This window comes from Caulobacter sp. GW821-FHT10E02 (genome assembly GCF_059415225.1).
The window spans coordinates 713,810-733,429 of sequence record NZ_JBWKMV010000001.1 but is presented as its reverse complement, the minus strand read 5'-3'; the positions used below and the strand labels follow the sequence as shown (position 1 = coordinate 733,429).

Annotated in this window: 19 protein-coding genes; 7 read left to right on the top strand and 12 right to left on the bottom strand. The window is 67.8% G+C overall.

All coding sequences use genetic code 11. The annotated features are described in order from the left end of the window. Positions 1-17: 17 nt before the first annotated feature. From AC07NI_RS03505 to gyrA, 5 genes are all read right to left on the bottom strand, one after another. Positions 18-869, bottom strand: a complete 852-nt coding sequence (locus AC07NI_RS03505; protein WP_494616286.1) for a peptidylprolyl isomerase — start codon at positions 867-869, stop codon at positions 18-20. A 1-nt stretch (position 870) separates the two neighbouring features. Then, positions 871-1,689 carry a peptidylprolyl isomerase gene (locus AC07NI_RS03500; protein ID WP_494616285.1) on the bottom strand — a complete coding sequence of 273 codons (819 nt, stop codon included), beginning with the start codon at positions 1,687-1,689 and terminating at the stop codon, positions 871-873. A 106-nt stretch (positions 1,690-1,795) separates the two neighbouring features. Then, positions 1,796-2,446: a glutathione S-transferase family protein gene (locus AC07NI_RS03495; protein WP_494616284.1), complete on the bottom strand. Its 651-nt coding sequence runs from the start codon at positions 2,444-2,446 to the stop codon at positions 1,796-1,798. A 76-nt stretch (positions 2,447-2,522) separates the two neighbouring features. Further along, a complete protein-coding gene (coaD, locus tag AC07NI_RS03490) occupies positions 2,523-3,014 on the bottom strand; it encodes a pantetheine-phosphate adenylyltransferase (RefSeq protein ID WP_494616283.1) in 492 nt (163 codons plus the stop codon). A 30-nt stretch (positions 3,015-3,044) separates the two neighbouring features. Continuing rightward, positions 3,045-5,801 (bottom strand): DNA gyrase subunit A, encoded by a 2,757-nt coding sequence (gyrA, locus tag AC07NI_RS03485; RefSeq protein ID WP_494616282.1) that lies wholly within the window; start codon positions 5,799-5,801, stop codon positions 3,045-3,047. Positions 5,802-5,926: 125 nt separating this feature from the next. Here gyrA and sodC point away from each other — a divergent pair, with 125 nt between their 5' ends. After that, positions 5,927-6,451: a superoxide dismutase[Cu-Zn] gene (gene sodC, locus AC07NI_RS03480; protein WP_494616281.1), complete on the top strand. Its 525-nt coding sequence runs from the start codon at positions 5,927-5,929 to the stop codon at positions 6,449-6,451. A 9-nt stretch (positions 6,452-6,460) separates the two neighbouring features. Then, a complete protein-coding gene (locus AC07NI_RS03475; protein ID WP_494616280.1) occupies positions 6,461-6,940 on the top strand; it encodes a hypothetical protein in 480 nt (159 codons plus the stop codon). On the opposite strand, the gene AC07NI_RS03470 is transcribed toward AC07NI_RS03475, so the two are convergent. Both AC07NI_RS03470 and AC07NI_RS03465 read right to left on the bottom strand, forming a co-directional pair. After that, positions 6,930-7,877, bottom strand: a complete 948-nt coding sequence (locus AC07NI_RS03470) for a DMT family transporter (RefSeq protein WP_494616279.1) — start codon at positions 7,875-7,877, stop codon at positions 6,930-6,932. The genes AC07NI_RS03475 and AC07NI_RS03470 overlap by 11 nt on opposite strands. Further along, positions 7,874-9,136, bottom strand: a complete 1,263-nt coding sequence (locus tag AC07NI_RS03465; protein WP_494616278.1) for an adenosylmethionine--8-amino-7-oxononanoate transaminase — start codon at positions 9,134-9,136, stop codon at positions 7,874-7,876. The genes AC07NI_RS03470 and AC07NI_RS03465 overlap by 4 nt, the downstream gene beginning before the upstream one ends. Before the next feature lie 71 nt (positions 9,137-9,207). Between AC07NI_RS03465 and bioF the strand changes: the two genes are divergently transcribed. Together bioF and bioD are read left to right on the top strand one after the other, a co-directional pair. Next, complete coding sequence (gene bioF / locus AC07NI_RS03460) at positions 9,208-10,350, top strand: 8-amino-7-oxononanoate synthase (protein ID WP_494616277.1); 1,143 nt, start codon at positions 9,208-9,210, stop codon at positions 10,348-10,350. Next, on the top strand, positions 10,347-11,003 hold the full coding sequence (gene bioD / locus AC07NI_RS03455) for a dethiobiotin synthase (RefSeq protein ID WP_494616276.1): 657 nt from the start codon (positions 10,347-10,349) through the stop codon (positions 11,001-11,003). The genes bioF and bioD overlap by 4 nt, the downstream gene beginning before the upstream one ends. On the opposite strand, the gene AC07NI_RS03450 is transcribed toward bioD, so the two are convergent. Beyond that, positions 10,992-11,846: an NAD(P)-dependent oxidoreductase gene (locus tag AC07NI_RS03450; protein WP_494616275.1), complete on the bottom strand. Its 855-nt coding sequence runs from the start codon at positions 11,844-11,846 to the stop codon at positions 10,992-10,994. The genes bioD and AC07NI_RS03450 overlap by 12 nt on opposite strands. A gap of 113 nt (positions 11,847-11,959) precedes the next feature. On the opposite strand from AC07NI_RS03450, the gene AC07NI_RS03445 reads away from it, so the two are divergent. The 3 genes from AC07NI_RS03445 (at position 11,960) to AC07NI_RS03435 (ending at position 15,339) form a co-directional block, all read left to right on the top strand. Continuing rightward, positions 11,960-12,859 carry a flagellar motor protein MotB gene (locus tag AC07NI_RS03445; protein ID WP_494616274.1) on the top strand — a complete coding sequence of 300 codons (900 nt, stop codon included), beginning with the start codon at positions 11,960-11,962 and terminating at the stop codon, positions 12,857-12,859. A 100-nt stretch (positions 12,860-12,959) separates the two neighbouring features. Further along, entirely contained in the window at positions 12,960-13,799 is an 840-nt protein-coding gene (locus tag AC07NI_RS03440) for an arginyltransferase (RefSeq protein ID WP_494616273.1), read from the top strand. Between the two features lie 100 nt (positions 13,800-13,899). Further along, positions 13,900-15,339 carry a methyl-accepting chemotaxis protein gene (locus AC07NI_RS03435; protein ID WP_494616272.1) on the top strand — a complete coding sequence of 480 codons (1,440 nt, stop codon included), beginning with the start codon at positions 13,900-13,902 and terminating at the stop codon, positions 15,337-15,339. A gap of 59 nt (positions 15,340-15,398) precedes the next feature. Here the strand turns inward: AC07NI_RS03435 and AC07NI_RS03430 are convergent, their stop codons facing one another. Genes AC07NI_RS03430 through AC07NI_RS03415 form a run of 4 tightly spaced genes read right to left on the bottom strand, consistent with a single transcriptional unit; the run spans position 15,399 to position 19,421 of the window. Next, entirely contained in the window at positions 15,399-16,166 is a 768-nt protein-coding gene (locus AC07NI_RS03430; protein WP_494616271.1) for an SDR family NAD(P)-dependent oxidoreductase, read from the bottom strand. A 10-nt stretch (positions 16,167-16,176) separates the two neighbouring features. Continuing rightward, the gene (locus AC07NI_RS03425) at positions 16,177-17,109 is read right to left on the bottom strand and encodes an NAD(P)H-dependent flavin oxidoreductase (protein WP_494616270.1); all 933 of its coding nucleotides are present in this window, start codon (positions 17,107-17,109) and stop codon (positions 16,177-16,179) included. Continuing rightward, positions 17,106-18,068 (bottom strand): quinone oxidoreductase family protein, encoded by a 963-nt coding sequence (locus AC07NI_RS03420; RefSeq protein ID WP_494616269.1) that lies wholly within the window; start codon positions 18,066-18,068, stop codon positions 17,106-17,108. The genes AC07NI_RS03425 and AC07NI_RS03420 overlap by 4 nt, the downstream gene beginning before the upstream one ends. 39 nt (positions 18,069-18,107) lie before the next feature. Then, a complete protein-coding gene (locus AC07NI_RS03415) occupies positions 18,108-19,421 on the bottom strand; it encodes a serine hydrolase domain-containing protein (RefSeq protein ID WP_494616268.1) in 1,314 nt (437 codons plus the stop codon). Between the last annotated feature and the right edge of the window lie 199 nt (positions 19,422-19,620).

Sequence of the window (19,620 nt, the reverse complement as noted above, 5' to 3'; positions counted from 1 at the left end):
CAGAAACCGGTAAGGCCTCAGCGAACCTCGGTCGGAAGATCGATATCGCACACCGAGAAGTCGGCGCCCTTCAGGGTGCGCAGACGCTTGGTCTCGGCCGCGAACCAGGGCCCCTTCGGGTCGATCACCCGCACCTTGGGGCGTTCCGCCGGGGGAATGTCCGACAGCAGACGAACCTTCTGCATCTGATCCTGCGGCGCCGGAACGGGCTCGCCGGTCTTGATGGCGCGCACCGCGTCCAGGCCGCTGATCACGCGGCCAAAGGCCGTGTAGCGCTTGTCCAGCGACGGATAGGGCTGACGCATCAGGAAGAACTGGCTGTTGGCCGAGTTGTTGTCCTCGTCGCGAGCCATGCCGATCACGCCGGGGCAATAGGTGCCCCAGGCCGAGACCTTCTTGTCGGCGGTCATGTCGCTCCAGGCCCAGCCCTGGCTGACGACCGGCAGCGACTTCACATAGCCGACCTCTAGACCCGCCGGCGCGGCCATCGGCACGAAGCCGGTGTCGCCGCCGCGGCGGAAGGTGAACTCGGCCTTGAGGTTGGGCTTGTCCGTACCGCCCTCGCCCGTATTGGTCGGATCGCCCGTCTGGGCCATGAACTTGTCGATGACCCGGAAGAAGGTGCGGCCGTCATAGACGCCCGCGCGGGTCAGCTCCTGCAGCCGCGACACGTGGTTGGGCGCGACGTCCGGGACCAGTTCGACCAGCACACGCCCCTTGTTGGTGTCGATTACCATCACCGTCTCGGGCGCCGGCGTCCGCCAGTCAGCCTCGGTGGGCTTGGTCGGGGCCGAGGGCGTCGCCGCCAGGACCGGACCGGTGATCGTCGCCAGGCAAAGCCCGGCCAGGAGCGCGCGCGAGAAGGTCATGTCACTTAACTTGCACGGGCACGTCGACGTCGCAATTGGTGAAGCTGGGACCCATCTCGCCCTGACGCTTGGTCACCAACGCCTTGAAGGCCGCGCCGCGCGTGTCCATCACTTGGACCGAGGGACGCTTGTCGGCCGGCAGGTCGGCCAGCATCTTGACGCTGATCATCTTGTCCTGCGGGTCCGGCACCGGCTCGCCGGTCTTGATGTTGCGCACGACGTCCAGGCCCGACAGCACACGGCCGAAGGCGGTGTAGGTCTTGTCCAGTGAGCTGTTGGCCTGGCGCATGAAGAAGAACTGGCTGTTGGCGCTGTCCGGATCGCCGGCGCGGGCCATGCCCAGCACGCCCGGACAGAAGTTGCCCCAGCTGGCCACCTTGCGGTCGGCGGTCATCACGGCCAGGGCCGAGTTCTGGCTCGACACCGGCAGCGCGCCGATCCAGCCCAGTTCGGTGCTGCCCGCCTTGAAGCCCGCGCCCAGCGGCAGGTCCATGCCGCGACGAAAGCTGAATTCGGCCGTCAGGTTCGGCTGATCCGAGCCGCCCGCGCCGGTGTTCTGCGGGTCGCCCGTCTGGGCCATGAAGTCGCTGATGACACGGAAGAAGGTCAGGCCGTCATAGAAGCCGCTCTTCACCAGGCCACGCACGCGCTCGACGTGCTTGGGGGCGGCGACCGGGTCGAGCTCGGCGATGATCCGGCCCTTGTTGGTCTCGACGACGATGACGTTGTTCGGGTCGGGCGTACGCCAGTCGGAGGCAGTCTGGGCCGTTGCCGTCGTAGCGACGAGCGCCAGGGCGGCGGCGGTCATGGCGAGCTTCATCGAAATCCCCGAACAGAACAGTCGGGGTCGGCGTAGAACGCCACGGCCGCCCCGACAAGTGCGGCGACCGTTCAACCGCACGATTCCGGCCGGAACGGGGCGACGGCTACGCTTCCGACGCTGCCTTGAAGACCGAGAGCTGGTCGTCGAAGGCGCGCTGGAAGGCCGGCCGCGCCTCGGCGCGGGCGACATAGGCCGAGAGGGTCGGATAGTCGTTGAGGATCCCGGACGATCCCAGGCGGCGCAGCACAACCACCATCATCAGGTCGCCGGCGCTGAAGTCGCCGTCCAGCCAGTCGGCCTCGCCCAGTCGAGCGGTCAGCTGATCCAGGCGTGTGCGGACAGCCTGTTCCAGCATCGGCTGGCGCGCCGCGAACCACGGCTTGTCGCGCTCCAGGATCGTGGCCATGCCGAACTCGACGACCGGCGGCTGCACGGTGCTGACCGCGGCGAACATCCAGGTCAGCGCCCGGGCCCGGCCATCGGCATCGTCCGGCAGCAGGCCCGCATGGTTCTGAGCGATGTGGTGAACGATGGCGCCCGACTCAAACAGCACGAGGTCGCCGTCCTCATAGGTCGGGATCTGGCCGAACGGCTGCACCGCCATGTGGGCGGGGGCCTTCATCTCGGGAAAGGTGACCAGGCGCACGTCGTAGGGCTGGCCCACCTCCTCCAGCGCCCAGCGGACGGCCATGTCGCGCGCAAGGCCCCGGCCACGATCGGGCGATGTCTTGAAGGCGGTGATGGTCGGGGTCATGGCTGTCTCCGGGCTGCTGTCCCGAGGACGAACGACCGGGCGGTGTTCCGACACCACCCAGCCGAGATTTCGTCGATCAGGCCTTGCCGACCTTGGCCAGCAGCTGCTCGGCCACGCCGGCGGGCACGAACTTGCCGATGTCGCCGCCCAGGGCCGCGATCTCCTTGACCAGTCGCGAGGCGATCGCCTGGTGGCGCGGATCGGCCATCAGGAAGACGGTCTCGATCTCACGATCCAACTGCTGGTTCATCGCCGTCATCTGGAATTCGTATTCGAAGTCGGCCACGGCCCGCAGGCCGCGCACGATCATCTGGGCCTCCACCTCGCGGGCGAAGTGCATCAGCAGGCTCTCGAACGGTCGGACCTCGATCGTGGCGATCTTGGTCAGGTGCGCCGTTTCCTTCTCCAGGATGGCGACCCGCTCCTCCAGCGAGAACAGCGGCCCCTTGCCGATGTTCACCGCCACCCCGATCACCAGCTTGTCGACCAGCTTCACGGCCCGACCGATGATGTCGAGGTGACCGTTGGTGACGGGATCGAAGGTCCCGGGATAAAGCCCAACCCGCATGCAGCCCCCTTCGTCTAAGGGTTCGAGGGATTACAGGGTCTCTTCCGCCCCGCTGTCCTCGCCCTGGTTGTCGTCTCCGCCGGAATCGGCGAGGCGCTCGACGCTGACGACATGCTCGTCCTGCGCGGTGCGGAAGATGGTTACGCCCTGAGTATTCCGCGCTGCAACACGAATTTGCGAGACCGGCACCCGGATGAGTTGACCTTGATCGGTGACCAGCAGGATCTGGTCGCTGTCGTCGATCGGGAACGAGCCCACCAGACGGCCGCCGCGCTTGCTCAGATCCTGGGCCGCTAGGCCCTGGCCGCCACGACCCGTGCGACGGAAGTCATAGGCGCTGGTGCGCTTGCCGAAGCCTTCCGACGACACCGTCAGCAGGATTTCCTCGGCCGCGCCCAGTTCGGCGATGCGTTCCGGCGTCAAGGTGGTTTCGTCGCCGTCCTCTTCGCCCTCCTCCACGGCGGCGGGGGCGTCGTCACCCTCCTCGCCGGCGGCGCGCAGCATGGCGCGCTGGTGCTTGAGGTAGGCGGCGCGTTCGGCCGGAGTGGCGTCGACGCTGCGCAGGACGGCCATCGAGATGACCTTGTCCTCGCCGGCCAGCTTCACGCCGCGCACGCCGGTGGAATCACGGCTGGCGAACACGCGCACCTCGTCGACCGAGAAGCGGATGCAGCGCCCGGCCGCCGTGGTCAGCAGCACGTCCTGGTCGGCGTTGCAGACCGAGACGCCGACGATGCCGTCGCCTTCGTCCAGCTTCATGGCGATCTTGCCGTTGCGGCGGACGTCCACGAAGTCGCTGAGCTTGTTGCGGCGCACGCTGCCCGAGCGGGTGGCGAACATCACGTCCAGGCCGCCCCAGGTGGCTTCATCCTCCGGCAGGGTCAGGATCGAGGTGATGGTCTCGCCCGGCTCGATCGGCAGCAGGTTCACGAACGCCTTGCCGCGCGAGTTGGCGGCGCCTTGCGGCAGGCGCCAGACCTTCAGCTTGTAGACCTTGCCGCCCGAGGTGAAGAACAGCAGCGGGGCGTGGGTCGAGGCCGAGAACACGCGGGTGACGGCGTCCTCGGTCTTGGTCGCCATGCCCGACTTGCCTTTGCCGCCCCGGTGCTGGGTGCGGTAGTTGGCCAGCGGCGTGCGCTTGACGTAGCCGCTCATGGTGACGGTGATGACCATGTCCTCGCGGACGATCAGGTCCTCGTCTTCCATGTCGGCGTCGCCGTCGACCAGCTGGCTGCGGCGCGGGATGGCGAAGCGCTCGCGCACCTCGACTAGCTCCTCGCGGACCACGGCCATGATGTTGGCGCGGTCCGACAGCAGGTCCAGATAGCCACGGATGGCTTCGGCCAGGGCGGTGGCTTCGTTGCCGATTTCCTCGCGGCCCAGGCCGGTCAGACGCGACAGGGTCAGGGCCAGGATGGCGCGAGCCTGCTCATCGGTCAGGCGGATCAGCCCGCCCTCTTCCTGCAGGGTGCGCGGATCGGCGATCAGCTCGACCAGCGGCAGCATGTCGCCGGCCGGCCAGGACTTGGCCACCAGGCGCTCGCGGGCCTCGGTCGGATCCTTGGACGAGCGGATAATGTGGATGAACTCGTCGATATTGGCGACGGCGATGGTCAGACCGACCAGCACGTGGCCGCGATCACGGGCCTTGCCCAGCTCGAACTTGGTCCGGCGGACGACCACTTCCTCGCGGAAGGTGACGAACAGCTGCAGCAGCTTGTGCAGGCCCATCTGCTCGGGACGGCCGCGGTTCAGGGCCAGCATGTTGACGCCGAACGAGCTCTGCAGCGCCGTGAAGCGGTACAGCTGGTTCAGGATCACCTCGCCCGAGGCGTCGCGCTTCAGCTCGATGACGATGCGCATGCCGTCGCGGTTGGACTCGTCGCGGATGTCGGCGATGCCTTCGATGCGCTTCTCGCGGACCAGCTCGGCGATGTGCTCGACCAGGTTGGCCTTGTTCACCTGATACGGAATCTCGGTGACGATGATGGCTTCGCGGCCGGCGCGGATCTCATCGACGCTGGCGACGCCGCGCATGATGACCGAGCCGCGGCCCGTCAGCAGCGCCTGGCGCGGGCCCGCGCGGCCGATGATCTCGCCGCCCGTCGGGAAGTCGGGGCCGGGCACCAGGTCCAGCAGCTGGTCGGTGGTGGCGTCCGGCTCGTCGATCAGCAGCAGGCAGGCGTCGATGATTTCGCCGAGGTTGTGCGGCGGGATGTTGGTGGCCATGCCGACGGCGATGCCGCCCGCGCCATTGACCAGCAGGTTTGGAATCCGGGCCGGCAGGACGGTCGGTTCCTGCTCCTTGCCGTCGTAGTTGTCGGCGAAATCGACCGTGTCCTTGTCCAGATCGGCCAGCAGCGACATGGCCGGCGGGGCCATGCGGCATTCCGTGTAACGCATGGCGGCCGGCATATCGCCGTCGACCGAACCGAAGTTCCCTTGGCCGTCGATGAGGACGAGGCCCATCGAGAACGACTGGGTCATGCGGACCAGGGTGAAGTAGATCGAGGCGTCGCCGTGTGGGTGATACTTACCCATGACGTCACCGACCACGCGGGCCGACTTGACGTATGGACGCTCCGGCGTCTGGCCCTGCTCGTGCATCGAGAACAGTACGCGCCGGTGCACCGGCTTCAGACCATCGCGCGCATCTGGCAGAGCGCGGCTGACGATCACGCTCATCGCATAGTCGAGATACGAACGACGCAGTTCGTCCTCAATGTTGATGGGCGCTACGTCCCCGCCCGAAGCGTCAGGGGGGAGAGTGTTTTGATCGTCGCTCAAGGGGATTTTTCGCCGTCAGAATCGGACACGGAACCGTCGAAAACAGTTAGCATTGGCACGAGGAAGGCGCCACCTTTCCGGGCGCTTCCCGATCCCCTGTTCGCTTGAATCCGAAGGAAAAACGCATGATCCGCCTCCCCGCCGCGACCACGCTCGTCCTCGCCGCTCTCCTGGCCGCCTCGCCCGCTCTGGCCCAGACCTCCGCGACCGCCGTGGTCAAGACCGGCGACGGCAAGGACGCCGGCGTGGTGACGGTCACCGAGGCCCCGCACGGCGTGCTGCTGAAGTTCGAACTGAAGGGCCTGACGCCGGGCTGGCATGCCGTCCACTTCCACGAAAAGGGCGACTGCGGCGCACCGGACTTCAAGTCGGCCGGCGCTCACGTTCACACCGCCGCGACCACGATCCACGGCCTGCTGAACCCCGACGCCAATGACAGCGGCGACCTGCCGAACGTCTTCGCAAACGCCGACGGCGTGGCCACGGCCGAGGCCTATTCGACCCTGGTGTCGCTGAAGGGCGCTGGCGGCCGTCCGGCTCTGCTGGACACCGACGGTTCGTCGATCGTCGTCCACGCCAGCCCCGACGACCACAAGAGCCAACCGATCGGCGGCGCCGGCGCGCGCGCCGCTTGCGGCGTGATCAAGTAGGCGGCTCCCATGCGTAACTGGCGGCTGTCGCTCATCGTTCTCGCCCTGGTCGCGACGGCCGCCTGCCATGACTCCAAGACGTCGAAGGACACCAAGCTACCGGAAAAGCCGGGCGTGTCCTCGACGCAGCTCGTCTCGCTGGCCTGGCATCCGGCGAACGGAAACCAGAACCTTCAGTCGTTCGAGCTTCAGCTGACCGGGGCCGAGGTGGTCGCCGTCTGCAACAAGCCGCCCGGTTGGATCGTCGAGGGCTCGGGCGCGGCGATCAAGGGCTACGCCACGGTCGGCGCGGGCTTCATCAGCGTCGAACATCTCGACGATCTCAATAGCCTCCTCCTGATCAAGACCCACGCCGGCGCGCCGCTGGGCGTGACCGGCAAGGTGCTGACGGGCGTCTATGCCGATGACGGCGGCCAAAGCGAGATCGCGGCGACGCCGGCGCTGCTGAAGCTCGACCCCGCGGCGCAGTGCCCGCCGGCTAAGGGTTAGCGGTCTCGGTGACCGCTTCGGCGGTCTTGGCGCGCTTCTCGGTCAGGGCCACCAGCGCCACGCCGACCATGGTCGCGCCGCCGCCGATCAGCAGCTGGGTCGTCAGCTTGTCGCCCAGGAACAGGATGCCGATCGAGCACGACACCAGCGGCGTCAGCAGGAAGTACGGCGTCACCCGGCCCGCCTCGCGGCGCTGGACCAGCCAGAACAGCAGCGCGCTGGCGCCGATGGTCGAGACCACGCCGGCGAACAGCACGCACAGCCAGGCGATCGGCGGCGCGGTCTGCATCCGCTGGACCTGGTTGGTCTCGAACAGGGCCGACAGGGTCAGCAGCACCGGCGCGGCGACCAGGGCCGTCATGCCTTGCAGCTTCAGCGGCTTGATGCCCGGCGTCTTGCGCACCAGCACCGTGGCCACCGCCCAGCAGGCGCTAGCGAAGACGATCAGCACGATGGCCGGAAGATCGCCCGCCGCGTGCGGGTCCAGGCTCATCCAGGCGACGCCGACAAAGGCGACGGCCAAGCCGACCACGGCGGGCACGCGCATGGTCTCGCCCAGCATCCGCCAGGCGAAGATGGCCGTGAACGGGATCCACAGCTGGCTGGCCACCACCAGCGGGCTCAGGGCCCCGGCCATGCTGAAGGCGACATAGATCACGCCGAAGTGGATCGGTCCGGTCAGCAGCACGATGGCCAGCAGCCGCTTGGGCTCCGGGAACGGCGGCCGGATGAACGGGAACAGGAAGACCAGCGCCGCGCCGAACCGCAGGCCGCCCATCAGCATCGGCGGCAGGTAGTGCGTCGCCACCTTGGCGGCGGCGTTGTTGATCCCCCAGGTCAGGATGATCCCCAGGATGGCGAGGTATTCCAGACCGGTCAGAGGGGACGACTTGGAGGACATGGCAGGGCTTGGATCAGACCAGGCTCTTCGGGTCAATGAACCCCGACCACCGCGCGGACGGCGGCGGTCAGCAGGGCCAGGTCCGTGTCCGGCGTCGTGAAAGCCGGCGTCAGGTAAACTACCTTGCCCATCGGCCTGATCCAGGCGCCCAACGCGGCGAAGCGGGCGCAGAAATCGCCGACCGGCACGGGCGCGTCGAACTCGACGACGCCGATCGCGCCCAGGACCCGGACATCGACAACGCCCTGCCCTGCCAGGCACGGCTCCAGGCCTTCGGCCAGCGCCGCCGAGACCCGCGCCACATCGGCCGCCCAGCTTCCGTCCTCGAACAGGTCCAACGAGGCGTTGGCTGCCGCGCAGGCTAGCGGGTTGGCCATGTAGGTCGGGCCGTGCATCAGCGCCGCACCCGGATCATCGGACCAGAAGGCCTCGAACACCTTGCGCGAGGCGACCGCCGCCGACAGCGGCAGGGTGCCGCCGGTCAGGGCCTTGGAGAGGGTGACGATGTCCGGCTCGATCCCCGCCGCCTGCATGGCGAACAGGGTCCCGGTGCGGCCAAAGCCCGTGAAGATCTCGTCGAACACCAGCAGCACGCCATGCTTGTCGGCCAGGCGGCGCAGGGTCTGCAGCACTTCCGGTGGATGCAGCAGCATGCCGCCCGCGCCCTGGACCAGCGGCTCGACCAGGATGGCCGCGATCTCGCGGCTGCGCTCAGCGAGCAGCGTATCGAGCGCCGCCTCGCTGTCGGTGTCGCGCGGCAGGTCGGCGATCACCTGCTCGGGCATGACGCCGGCGAACAGGCTGTGCATGCCCTCCTCCGGGTCGCAGATCGTCATCGTCGCCAGGGTGTCGCCGTGATAGCCGCCCCGGAAGGCCAGGAACTTGGTCCTGCCTTTGACGCCACGATTGATTTGGAACTGCAGCGCCATCTTCATGGCGATCTCCACCGAGACCGAGCCGCTTTCGGCGAAGAACACGTGATCCAGCTCACCCGGCAGCAGCTTGGCCAGCCGCGCCGCCAGCCGATAGGCCGGCTCATGCGCCAGGCCGCCGAACATCACGTGCGGCATGGTCTCGATCTGCGCCCGCAGCGCGTCGGCGATGTGCGGATGGTTGTAGCCGTGGCAGGCCGTCCACCACGACGCCAGGCCATCGACCAGCTCGCGTCCGTCGGCCAACACCAGCCGCGAACGCTTCGTCGCCACCACCGGCAGCGGCGGCCGCGCGGTCTTCATCTGGCAGTACGGACGCCAGACATGCGGCGCGCCTTGGGTCAGCCAAGCTGGATCGGACATGACGGTTTCCGTTTGCGGACTCGGGGCGCCTTGCCTATGCCCGCGCTTTCGTTGCCGCAAAGGGAAACGACATGCAGAGCCTCGACGCCTTCGCCGGCGAGAAGCTGGCCGCCCTGGAGGCCAAGAGCCTGCGCCGCCGCCTCAAGCCCACCCGCCGCCACGACGGCGCCGTGGTCGAGCGCGACGGCAAGCGACTGATCTCGTTCTCGTGCAACGACTATCTGGGCCTGTCGCATCACCACCTGGTCCGCGCCGCGGCGGCGGAAGCGGCGCTGAACTACGGCGCGGGCGCTGCGGCCTCGCGCCTGGTCACCGGCGACCATCCGCTGCTGTCGGACCTGGAAAAACGCCTGGCCCGCCTGAAGGGAACCGAGGCGGCCTGCGTGTTCGGCTCAGGCTATCTCGCCAACACCGGCACGATCCCGACCCTGGTCGGCCCGGGCGACGCGATCTTCATCGACGCCCTGGCGCATGCCTGCATCTGGAGCGGCGCGCAGCTGTCCGGCGCCAAGATCGTCAAGTTCGCTCATAACGATGTTGAGGACCTCGAACGGCTGCTGAAGGCCGAGCGCCCCCTGGCCCGCCGCGCCTTGGTCGCCACCGACGGCGTCTTCTCGATGGACGGCGACATCGCGCCGCTGGATCGGCTGTCAACGCTGTGCACGGAACACGACGCCTGGCTGCTCAGCGACGACGCCCACGGCGTCGGGGTGCTGGCGGAAGGCCGAGGCTCGGCCGCCCTTTTCCCAGATGCCGACATCCCGCTGCAGATGGGCACCCTGTCCAAGGCGCTGGGCTCTTACGGCGGCTATGTCTGCAGCTCGCAAGCGGTGATCGACCTGCTGAAGACCCGCGCCCGCACTCTGGTCTACGCCACCGGCCTGCCGCCAGCCTCGGCCGCCGCGGCCCTGGCGGCGCTGGACGTCATCCAGACCGAGCCGGGTCTGACCGAACGGCCTCTCGCCAAGGCTCGCCTGTTCACCCGCCATCTCGGCCTGACCGACGCCCAGAGCCCGATCGTCCCGGTGATCATGGGCGACGCCGACGCCGCCCTGGCCGCCTCGGCCGCGCTGGAGGATCAGGGTTTCCTGGTCGTCGCCATCCGCCCGCCGACCGTGCCCGAAGGCACGGCTCGCCTGCGTGTTGCCTTCAGCGCCGAGCACGACGACGCCGATGTCCTGCGCCTGGCCGAAGCCGTGGCGGCCCTGCGATGAAAAGCTTCTTCGTCGCCGGGACCGGCACAGACCTCGGCAAGACCCACATCGCCTGCGCCCTGCTCCGCGCCGCCCGGGCTCGAGGCCTACGCGTCGACGCCTTCAAGCCCGTGGTCAGCGGCTTCGATCCCGACGCGCCCGAGACCAGCGACCCCGCCCGCCTCGCCGCCGCCCTGGGCCGCCCCGACGCCTGGGCCGAGATTTCGCCGAGACGCTACCGCGCCCCCCTGGCCCCGAACCTCGCGGCGCGACTGGAAGGCGAGACGCTGGTCATGGCCGACCTGATCGCCGATTGCCACGCCTGGCTGGAAACGCGCGACACCGATCTCACCCTCGTCGAAGGCGCCGGCGGTGTCATGTCGCCGATGACCGACGACGCGACCAATCTCGACCTGATGACGGCGCTCGGCCTGCCCGTCCTGCTTGTCGCCGGCAGTTATCTCGGCACGGCCAGCCACCTGCTGACCGCGCTGGAGGTCATCCGCGCACGCAGCCTGACGGTCGCGTCGATCGTGGTCAGCGAAAGCCTCGACGCTCCCGACCTGGCCCAAACCGTCGAGATGCTGCGGGCCTTCGAGACCCGCACGCCGATCGTCGTCGCGCCGCGCGATCCCGACTGGGACGCGGCCGAGCTCGCCGCCCTACTTCTCTAGTCGCGCCACCAGGCTGGACGTGTCCCAGCGGTTGCCGCCCATGGCCTGCACCTCGGCGTAGAACTGGTCGATCAGGGCCGTGGCCGGCAGCTTGGCGCCGTTCGAGCGAGCTTCGTCCAGGGCAATGCCGAGGTCCTTGCGCATCCAGTCGACCGCGAAGCCGAAGTCGAACTTGCCCTGGTCCATGGTCGGCCAGCGGTTCTCCATCTGCCACGACTGGGCCGCGCCCTTAGAGATGGCGGCCAGCACGTCCTCGGTGGGCAAACCCGAGCGCTTGGCGAAGTGCAGCGCCTCGGCCACGCCCTGGACGACGCCGGCGATGGCGATCTGGTTGCACATCTTGGTCAGTTGGCCCGAGCCGACCTCGCCCATGCGGCGCACGGCCTTGGCGTAGACGTCGATGACCGGCAGCACGCGGTCGTAAGCGGCCTGATCGGCGCCGACCATGATGGTCAGCTGACCGTTCTCGGCCCCGGCCTGGCCGCCCGACACCGGCGCGTCGACGAAGGCGCAGCCCTTCTGCGCGAGCAGTTCGGCCATCTCGCGGGCGACCTTGGCCGAAGTCGTGGTGTGATCGACGACCGTCACGCCCTTTTCGAGGGCCGGCAAGGCCTGCGCCACGACGTCGCGGAGGTCGTCGTCATTACCGACGCACAGCAGCACGACCTCGGCGCCCGCCACGGCCTCGGGAATGGTGTCGAAAGCCTGCCCGCCGTGCTTTTCGGCCCATTTGCGGGCCTTTTCGGCGGTGCGGTTGTAGACGGCGACCTCGTGGCAGGCGGCCTTCAGGTGTCCCGCCATCGGAAAGCCCATCACGCCCAGGCCGATAAACGCCGTCTTCATGTCGCTGCTCCTTGCGAGGAGCCCGGATTACGCGCCGGGCAGCGGCTTCGGCAACCCCATCTTAACGTCCTTCGGGCAGGTTCCGGCTTCATGGTTAAGCAGGCTTAAGCACGATGGCGGTCAACAGCGAACAGCCGATCATCATCAAGAAGATCAAGAAGGGCGGCGGACACGGTCACCACGGTGGCGCGTGGAAGGTCGCCTATGCCGACTTCGTGACCGCGATGATGGCCTTCTTTCTGCTGATGTGGCTGCTGAACACGACCAGCCCCGAGCAGAAACAGGGCATCGCCGACTACTTCGCGCCCGCCTCGATCTCGTCCACCACCAGCGGCTCGGGCGGCATCCTGGGCGGCACCTCGCTGGGCGACGACGGCGCCAAGGCCGACGGCAAGATGTCGGTCATCCAGCAGATGGCCCCCGAAGCTCCCGACAATGTCAGCAAGGACGGCCAAAGCTCCGAGCAGGCCTCGCTCGCCCCCGCCAGCGAGGAAGCCCTGCGCGACGCCCTGGCCAAGAAGGAACAGGACGCCTTCGCCTCGGCCGCCCAGTCGCTGCGCCAGTCACTGCAGGACATGCCGGAACTGGCCGAACTGTCGAAGCAGATCATGATCGACCAGACCCCGGAGGGCCTGCGCATCCAGCTGATCGACCAGGAAGGCCGGTCGATGTTCAAGGAAAACTCCAAGGAGCCGAATGACCGCGCCCGCATCCTGCTGCGCGCCGTCGCAAAGGTGATCAACCAGCTGCCCAACCGCGTGACCATCTCGGGCCACACCAGCGCCAACGCCTATGGCAAGAAGCAGGACGGCGACTGGTCGCTGTCCGCCCAGCGCGCCGACGCCTCGCGCCAGGTGCTGCGCGGCGCCGGGGTCGACGACGACCGCATCTACCAGGTGTCGGGCAAGGCCAATTCCGAGCCGCTGTACGCCGACGACCCGACTCTGGCGGGTAACCGACGCATCTCGATCATCCTGCTGCGCGAAAAGCCGGTCCTTCCCGATAACCTGTGACCGTTCGCCGCGCGCGAGCGTCGTGAAGCTTGCGCAACTGAACGCAATGCCCCCTAATCTCGTTCTGGGCAGCACACGCTGAAGGGGACAGGGCTTTACAGTGACGCAGCATTTTCCGACGCGACAGCTTCGGTTCTTTCTGACGGCGCCCACGCCTTGCCCGTACCTGCCCGGCCGCGAGGAACGCAAGGTGTTCGCCCACCTGCCGCTGTCCGATGGTCCGACCGTCAATGACAGCCTGACCCAGGTCGGCTTCCGTCGCTCCCAGAACATCGCCTACCGCCCCGCCTGCGAGACCTGCCGCGCCTGCCAGTCGGCTCGCGCGCCAGCCGCCGACTACGTGCTGTCGCGCTCGGAGCGGAAGGTCCTGAACCGCAACGACGACCTCGAGCGCCATCTGGTCGAGGCCGAGGCCACGCTGGAGCAGTTCGAACTGCTGCGCCGCTACCTGCTGACCCGTCACGCCGACGGCGGCATGGCCGAGATGACCTGGCCCGACTACGTGGCCATGGTCGAGGACACCGCGGTCCGCACCCACCTGATCGAATATCGCCTCAAGTCGCAGGACCGTGGCCCCGGTGACCTGATCGCCTGCGTGCTGGTCGACGTGCTCGCCGACGGTTTGTCGCTGGTCTACAGCTTCTACAATCCCGACGAGACGCGGCGCAGCCTGGGCTCGTTCGTGATCCTGGACCACATCGTCCAGGCCCAGCAGGGCGGCGTCCCTTACGTCTATCTGGGCTACTGGGTCCCGGGCAGCGAGAAGATGGCCTACAAGGCGCGCTTCTCGCCGCTGGAGATCCTCAAGCCCGGCGGCTGGTCGCTGATGTCGGCCCGCGAACGCGGCGCCCGTCCGCCCAGCGGCCGCATCCTAGCCAAGGACTCGTGCGACCTGCTGCTCAGCGACGCCGAGCCGGCCATGCTGGACGACCTGACCTAGGGTTAAATCTTCACCTTGGGCGCCTTGGTTAAGACCCAGGAAACCAACTCATCACACATCTGGTCACGCGCCATGCGAGGGACGCGGCGCCAGCGAGTGGATGGGGACCATGCTTTTCTCGGGACGTCAGACGGGCGAGGTCGATCGCCTGAAGAAGGAGCTCGCGGACCTGAAGGAACGCTCGGAGCTTCTGGACCAGGCCTGCGGCATCGGCCTGTGGGAGTCGGTTCTCCATAACGCCGACGCCCTGCATCCCAAGAGCGTCTGGACCTGGTCGCCGGAATTCCGCCGCCTGATCGGCTACACCAGCGAGGCCGACTTCCCCAATGTCTGCCAGTCGTGGTCGGACAAGCTGCACCCCGAGGATGTCGAGGCCACCTTCGCCGCCTTCGCCGCTCACCTGACCGACCGGACGGGTAACGCCCGCTACAACGTCACCTATCGTCTGAGGACCCGAGCCGGCGCCTACCGCTGGTTCCGCGCCACGGGCGGCTGCCGTCACTCGGTGGACGGTACGATCCGCGCCTGCGGCTCGCTGACCGACATCCACGAGCAGACGCTGATGGAGCACAAGGCTCGCGATGAGGCCACCGAGAACCAGGCGGCACTGGACGCCCTGGCCGATGGCTTGAAGGCCCTGGCCGAGGGCGACCTGACCCACCGCATCGACGCGACCTTCTCGGCCCGCGCCCAGCCGGTGAAGGACAACTTCAACCACTCGCTGGCCCGCCTGCGCGACGCGCTGGTCAATATCGCCCAGACCGCCGGCTCGATCCGGGGCGGCTCGGACGAGATCGCCAGCGCTTCCAACGACCTGTCGCGCCGCACCGAGCAGCAGGCCGCCAGCCTGGAAGAAACCGCCGCCGCCCTCGACGAGATCACCTCGACGGTCAATCGCAGCGCGGAAGGCGCCATCCAGGCCTCGAACGCCGCCGCCTCGGCCAAGGTCGACGCCGAGCGCTCGGGCGCGGTCGTCCGTGACGCGGTCGCCGCCATGGGCGAGATCGAGCAGAGCTCGGGCCAGATCACCCAGATCATCGGCGTGATCGACGAGATCGCCTTCCAGACCAACCTGCTGGCCTTGAACGCCGGCGTGGAAGCGGCTCGCGCCGGTGAAGCCGGTCGCGGCTTCGCGGTCGTCGCCCAGGAAGTCCGGGCTCTCGCCCAACGTTCCGCCGACGCGGCCAAGGAAATCAAGACGCTGATCGCCAACTCCTCGACCCAGGTCGAGCGCGGCGTGAAGCTGGTCGGCCAGACGGGCGAGGCCCTAACCGGCATCGTCGGCAAGGTCAGCGAGATCACCGACCAGATCACCGAGATCGCCCGCTCGTCGCGCGAACAGGCCACTGGTCTGAGCCAGGTCAACAACGCGGTCAATCAGATGGACCAGGTAACCCAGCAGAACGCCGCCATGGTCGAGGAAGCCACCGCCGCGGCGACCAGCCTGCGGGGCGAGGCCAACGAGATGTCCCAGCTGGTCGGCCGCTTCCACATCGAAGGCGAAGCGCGTTCGTCGATGGGCCGTTCGCGCGCCGCTTAATCCGCGACGCTCACAAGAAGAAGCGCGCCATTCCAGCCGGAATGGCGCGCTTTGTCGTTCTAGCGCGCGAAGCTGACGCCGCCGTCGACGGTCACCGCGCCGCCCATCACGTAGTCACCGGCCCGCGAGGCCAGGTAGATGGCCGCGCCGGCCATGTCCTCTTCCGAACCGATGCGGCCGGCCGGGATGGCCTTGGACACCGCGTCGGCGTGGTCGCGGGCGACCTTGTTCATATCCGAGGCGAAGGCGCCGGGCGCGATGGCGCTGACGGCGATGTTGTCGGCCGCCAGGCGCAGGGCCATGCGCTTGGTCATGTGCAGAAGGCCGGCCTTGGACGCGCCGTAGGGATAGGTCTCGTCCTTGGTCACCGACTGGCCGTCGATCGAGCAGATGTTGATGACCTTGGCGACGCGGTCGGCGGCCGCCGCGCGCAATTGGCCGATCAGGGCCTGGGTCAGGAAGAACGGCGTCTTCATGTTGAGGTCGACGGTCTTGTCCCAGCCGGCCTCGGGGAATTCGTCGAAGGCCGCGCCCCAGGCCGCGCCGGCGTTGTTGACTAGGATATCGAGCTTCTCTTCGCGCTCGGCGATCCGCTTGGCCAAGCCTTCGATGCCTTCCATGGTCGAGATGTCGCCCGGCAGCGAGACGCACTCGCCGTACTGGCTGAGCTCCTCGGCGGCGGCGTCGCAGGCGGCGGCCTTGCGGGCGGTGATGTAGACCCGCTTGGCGCCATAGACGAGGAAGCCCTTGGCGATCATCGCGCCGATGCCGCGCGAACCGCCGGTGACGAGGGCCACACGGCCTTCGAGGGAGAACAGGTCTTGCATGTCGTAACTCCTAGAAGCCGCGCGCGGCGGCCAGGGCGCCGAGGCGTCCGGTGATGTCGTGGAACTGGGCGACGGTCTCGTCGATGATCGCCTGGGCTGTCTTGACCTCGTCGATCAGGCCGACGGTCTGGCCGGCCAAAGCGGGCGCGGCCTCCATGTCGCCGCCGAAATAGACGTCGAGGATGTTCTTCAGCACGTCGGGCGGCATGACGCCGGCGTCGTAGATCTCCTTGGTGAGATCCGACTTGATCGCTCGGATGCAGGGGCTGGCCTTCTTGTTCAGCACCCAGGTGCCGGTCTCCTTGGCCCCGGTGATCGCGGCCTTGTAGTTGGCGTGCACGGGGCTCTCGGCCGAGCTGACGAAGCGGGTGCCCATCTGGACCGCCTCGGCGCCCAGAGCGAAGGCCGCCGCCATGCCGCGTCCGTCGCAGATGCCGCCGGCGGCGATCAGCGGCACGTCGGTCCGGGCGCGGATCGCCTGCAACAGGACCAGGGTCGAGACCTCCTCGGGGTTCTTGAAGCCGCCGCCCTCGGCGCCCTCGACCACCAGGCCATCGATGCCGGCGTCAACGCACTTCACGGCCGCGTCGACGGTCGGCACGGCGTGATAGACGACGATACCGGCGTCCTTCAGGGGGCCTACGAACTTGGCCGGGCTGCCGGCCGAGGTGGTGACGAACTTGACCCCGCTCTCGCAGACGAAGCGCAGCATGGCGTCGTCGCGCAGGAACAGGATCGGCAGGTTGACCCCGAACGGCAGGCCGCTGGCCGCCATCTTGGTGATCTCGGCCTTGCAGTTATCGGTCTCGCCGGACGAAGTCTCGATGATCCCCAGGCCCCCGGCCCGCGACACCGCCGAGGCCAGCGGATAACGGGCGATCCAGCCCATCGGGGCCTGGACGATCGGGTACTTCGCGCCCGTATGAGCCAGGACCCGGTTCATGGGATCAACAGCACCCGGCCGACGGCCTGGCGGCTCTCGATATAGGCGTGAGCGCCCGCCGCGTCGGACAGCGGGAAGGTCTTGTCGATGACCACCTCCAGCTCGCCCTTGGCGGCCCGGTCGATCATCTCCTGGATCATGTCGTGGACGCGGTCGGTCATGATCTCCGCGCCCAGGAAGACCCCGGTCAGCGAGCGGTTGCCGCCCATCAGCGACGAGACGTCCACCTTCATCGGCTCGCGCCCGGCATTGCCGACCAGCGAGATGCGGCCGCGATAGCCCAGGGCGCCGAGGCTGCCCTGCAGGGTCGCGCCGCCGACCGGATCGACGACCAGGTCGACGCCCTTGCCGCCGGTCAGCTTCATGACCTGCTCGACCAGGTCGTCACGGCCGTAATTGATCCCGTGGTCCATGCCGAACACCTTCAGGCGCTCCAGCCGCTCGTCGCTGGAGGCCGAGGCGATCACCGTCGCGCCGGCCTGCTTGGCCAGCTGGATGGCGGCCAGGCCCACGGCCCCCGCCCCGGCCTGGACCAGCACGGTTTCGCCTGCCTTCAGGCAGCCCGCGCCGAACAGGCACTCGTGCGCCGTGCCGAACGGCACCGGGATGGCGGAAGCCTTTTGGATGTCGAAGCCGTCCGGGATCGGCCAGGCGTTGCGGGCCGGCACCGCGCGCAGTTCGGCGTGCGAGCCGAAGGCGTTCACGGTGACGACCTTCTGGCCGACCTTCAGGTGTGTGACTTCCGCCCCGACCTCGACGATCTCGCCTGCTGCCTGGTAGCCGACGATGTGCGGGCTGCCCGCCATCTGGCCGCCGCCGCGATTGAGCGTGTCGCCGCCCTCGATGCTGACCGCCTCAACGCGGATGATCACGCCCTGCGGATGGATGGCCGGATCTGCGACGTCCTCGTAGCGAAAGACGTCCGGCGCCCCGGTCTCGTAATAGACGGCGGCCTTCATGGCGTTTCTCCCTTGTTGTTCTTGGCTCCTGAAGGAGCGTTATTTCTTGGGGTCGATCAGGGCGTCGTAGACCAGCTTGGCGCTGTCATCGTCGATGTTCCTGATGGCCGGATCGCCGCCCTTGGCCAGGATGTGGATCATCCCTAAGAAGAACAGGTCGTTGGTCGGGTCGATCCAGAACCAGGTGCCGGCCGCGCCGCCCCAGCTGTAGGTCCCCTGCCCGTACGGACCGGCCTTGGCGCTATCCAGCACCACCGCGAAGTCGAGGCCGAAGCCCCTGCCCGCGGCCGTGTTGAACGGCGGGTCGTTGGAATTCATGATCGCGTCGCTGAGCACGTTGGTGCGCATCAGCTTGACGGTTTCGGGCTTGATGATCCGCTGGCCTTCCAGTTCGCCGCCGTTCAGCAGCATCTGGGCGAACCGGGCGTAGTCGGCGTTGGTCGACACCAGGCCGCCGCCGCCCGAGGCCGCGACCGGCGGCTTGGTGATATCCAGCACCATGAAGCCCTCGGCCGGGGCCAGCTTCTTTTCCTTGCCGTCCCAGACATAAAGCGAGGCCAGGCGGTCCATCTTCTTGGCCGGCAGCCAGAACTGGGTGTCGGTCATCTTCAGCGGCGTGAAGATCCGCTTCTGCATGAAGTCGCCCAGCGACATGCCCGTCAGCTTCTCGATGATCAGGCCCTGGATGTCGACCGAGACGCTGTACTTCCAGCGCGTCCCCGGCTGGGCGACCAGCGGCAGGGCGGCGATGTTCTGCACGAACTCCGTACGCGACTTGGCGCCCAGCACCTTGTCCGCGTAGGCTTTGTCGATCGGGTTGTCCTGCACCAGGCCGTAGGCGAAGCCGCCCGAGTGGCTCATGATCTCGCGCATGGTCGGCGGACGGTCGGCCGGCACGGTGTCGAACGAGCCGTCGGCGTTGACGCCCTTGAAGACCCGCAGGCTCGCGAACTCCGGCACGTACTTGCTGACCGGGTCGTCCAGCTTCCACTTGCCCTCCTCGAAGAGGATCATCATGGCCACGCCCGTGACCGGCTTGGTCTGGGAGTAGATGCGGAAGACCGTGTCCTTGGTCATCGGCGGGCCATCGAAGCCCTTCTTGCCGTGCACCTCGTAGTTCACGACCTTGCCGTGGCGGACCAGCATGGTGGTGACACCCGGCAGGTGGCCGGTGTCGACTAGGCCCTGCATGTGGGCGTCCAGCTTCTTCAGGCCCTCGGCCGAGAAGCCGACGCTTTCGGGCGCGGCGGCGGCGATGGCGGGCGTGCTGGACGCGGCGGCCAGGGCAGCGGTCGAACCACCGGTGAGCAGCGTCGCGACCAGCGCGGCCGCGATGAACTTCCGAAACGCCAAAGCGCCCTCCCGAACAGATGTTTGAAGGGACCTTAGTGCGCTCGCATCCCCGTTGAAACCCGCTTTTTCAACGACCGGTCGAGACGTCTCCCGGCGCGGCGAAGGTTAAGGTTATTTCACAAAGAACAGGGTTGCCCGAACCGGGTTCATGTATATTTTTTACTGCACGAGGGATTACGAATACACATAGGCGGCGCTG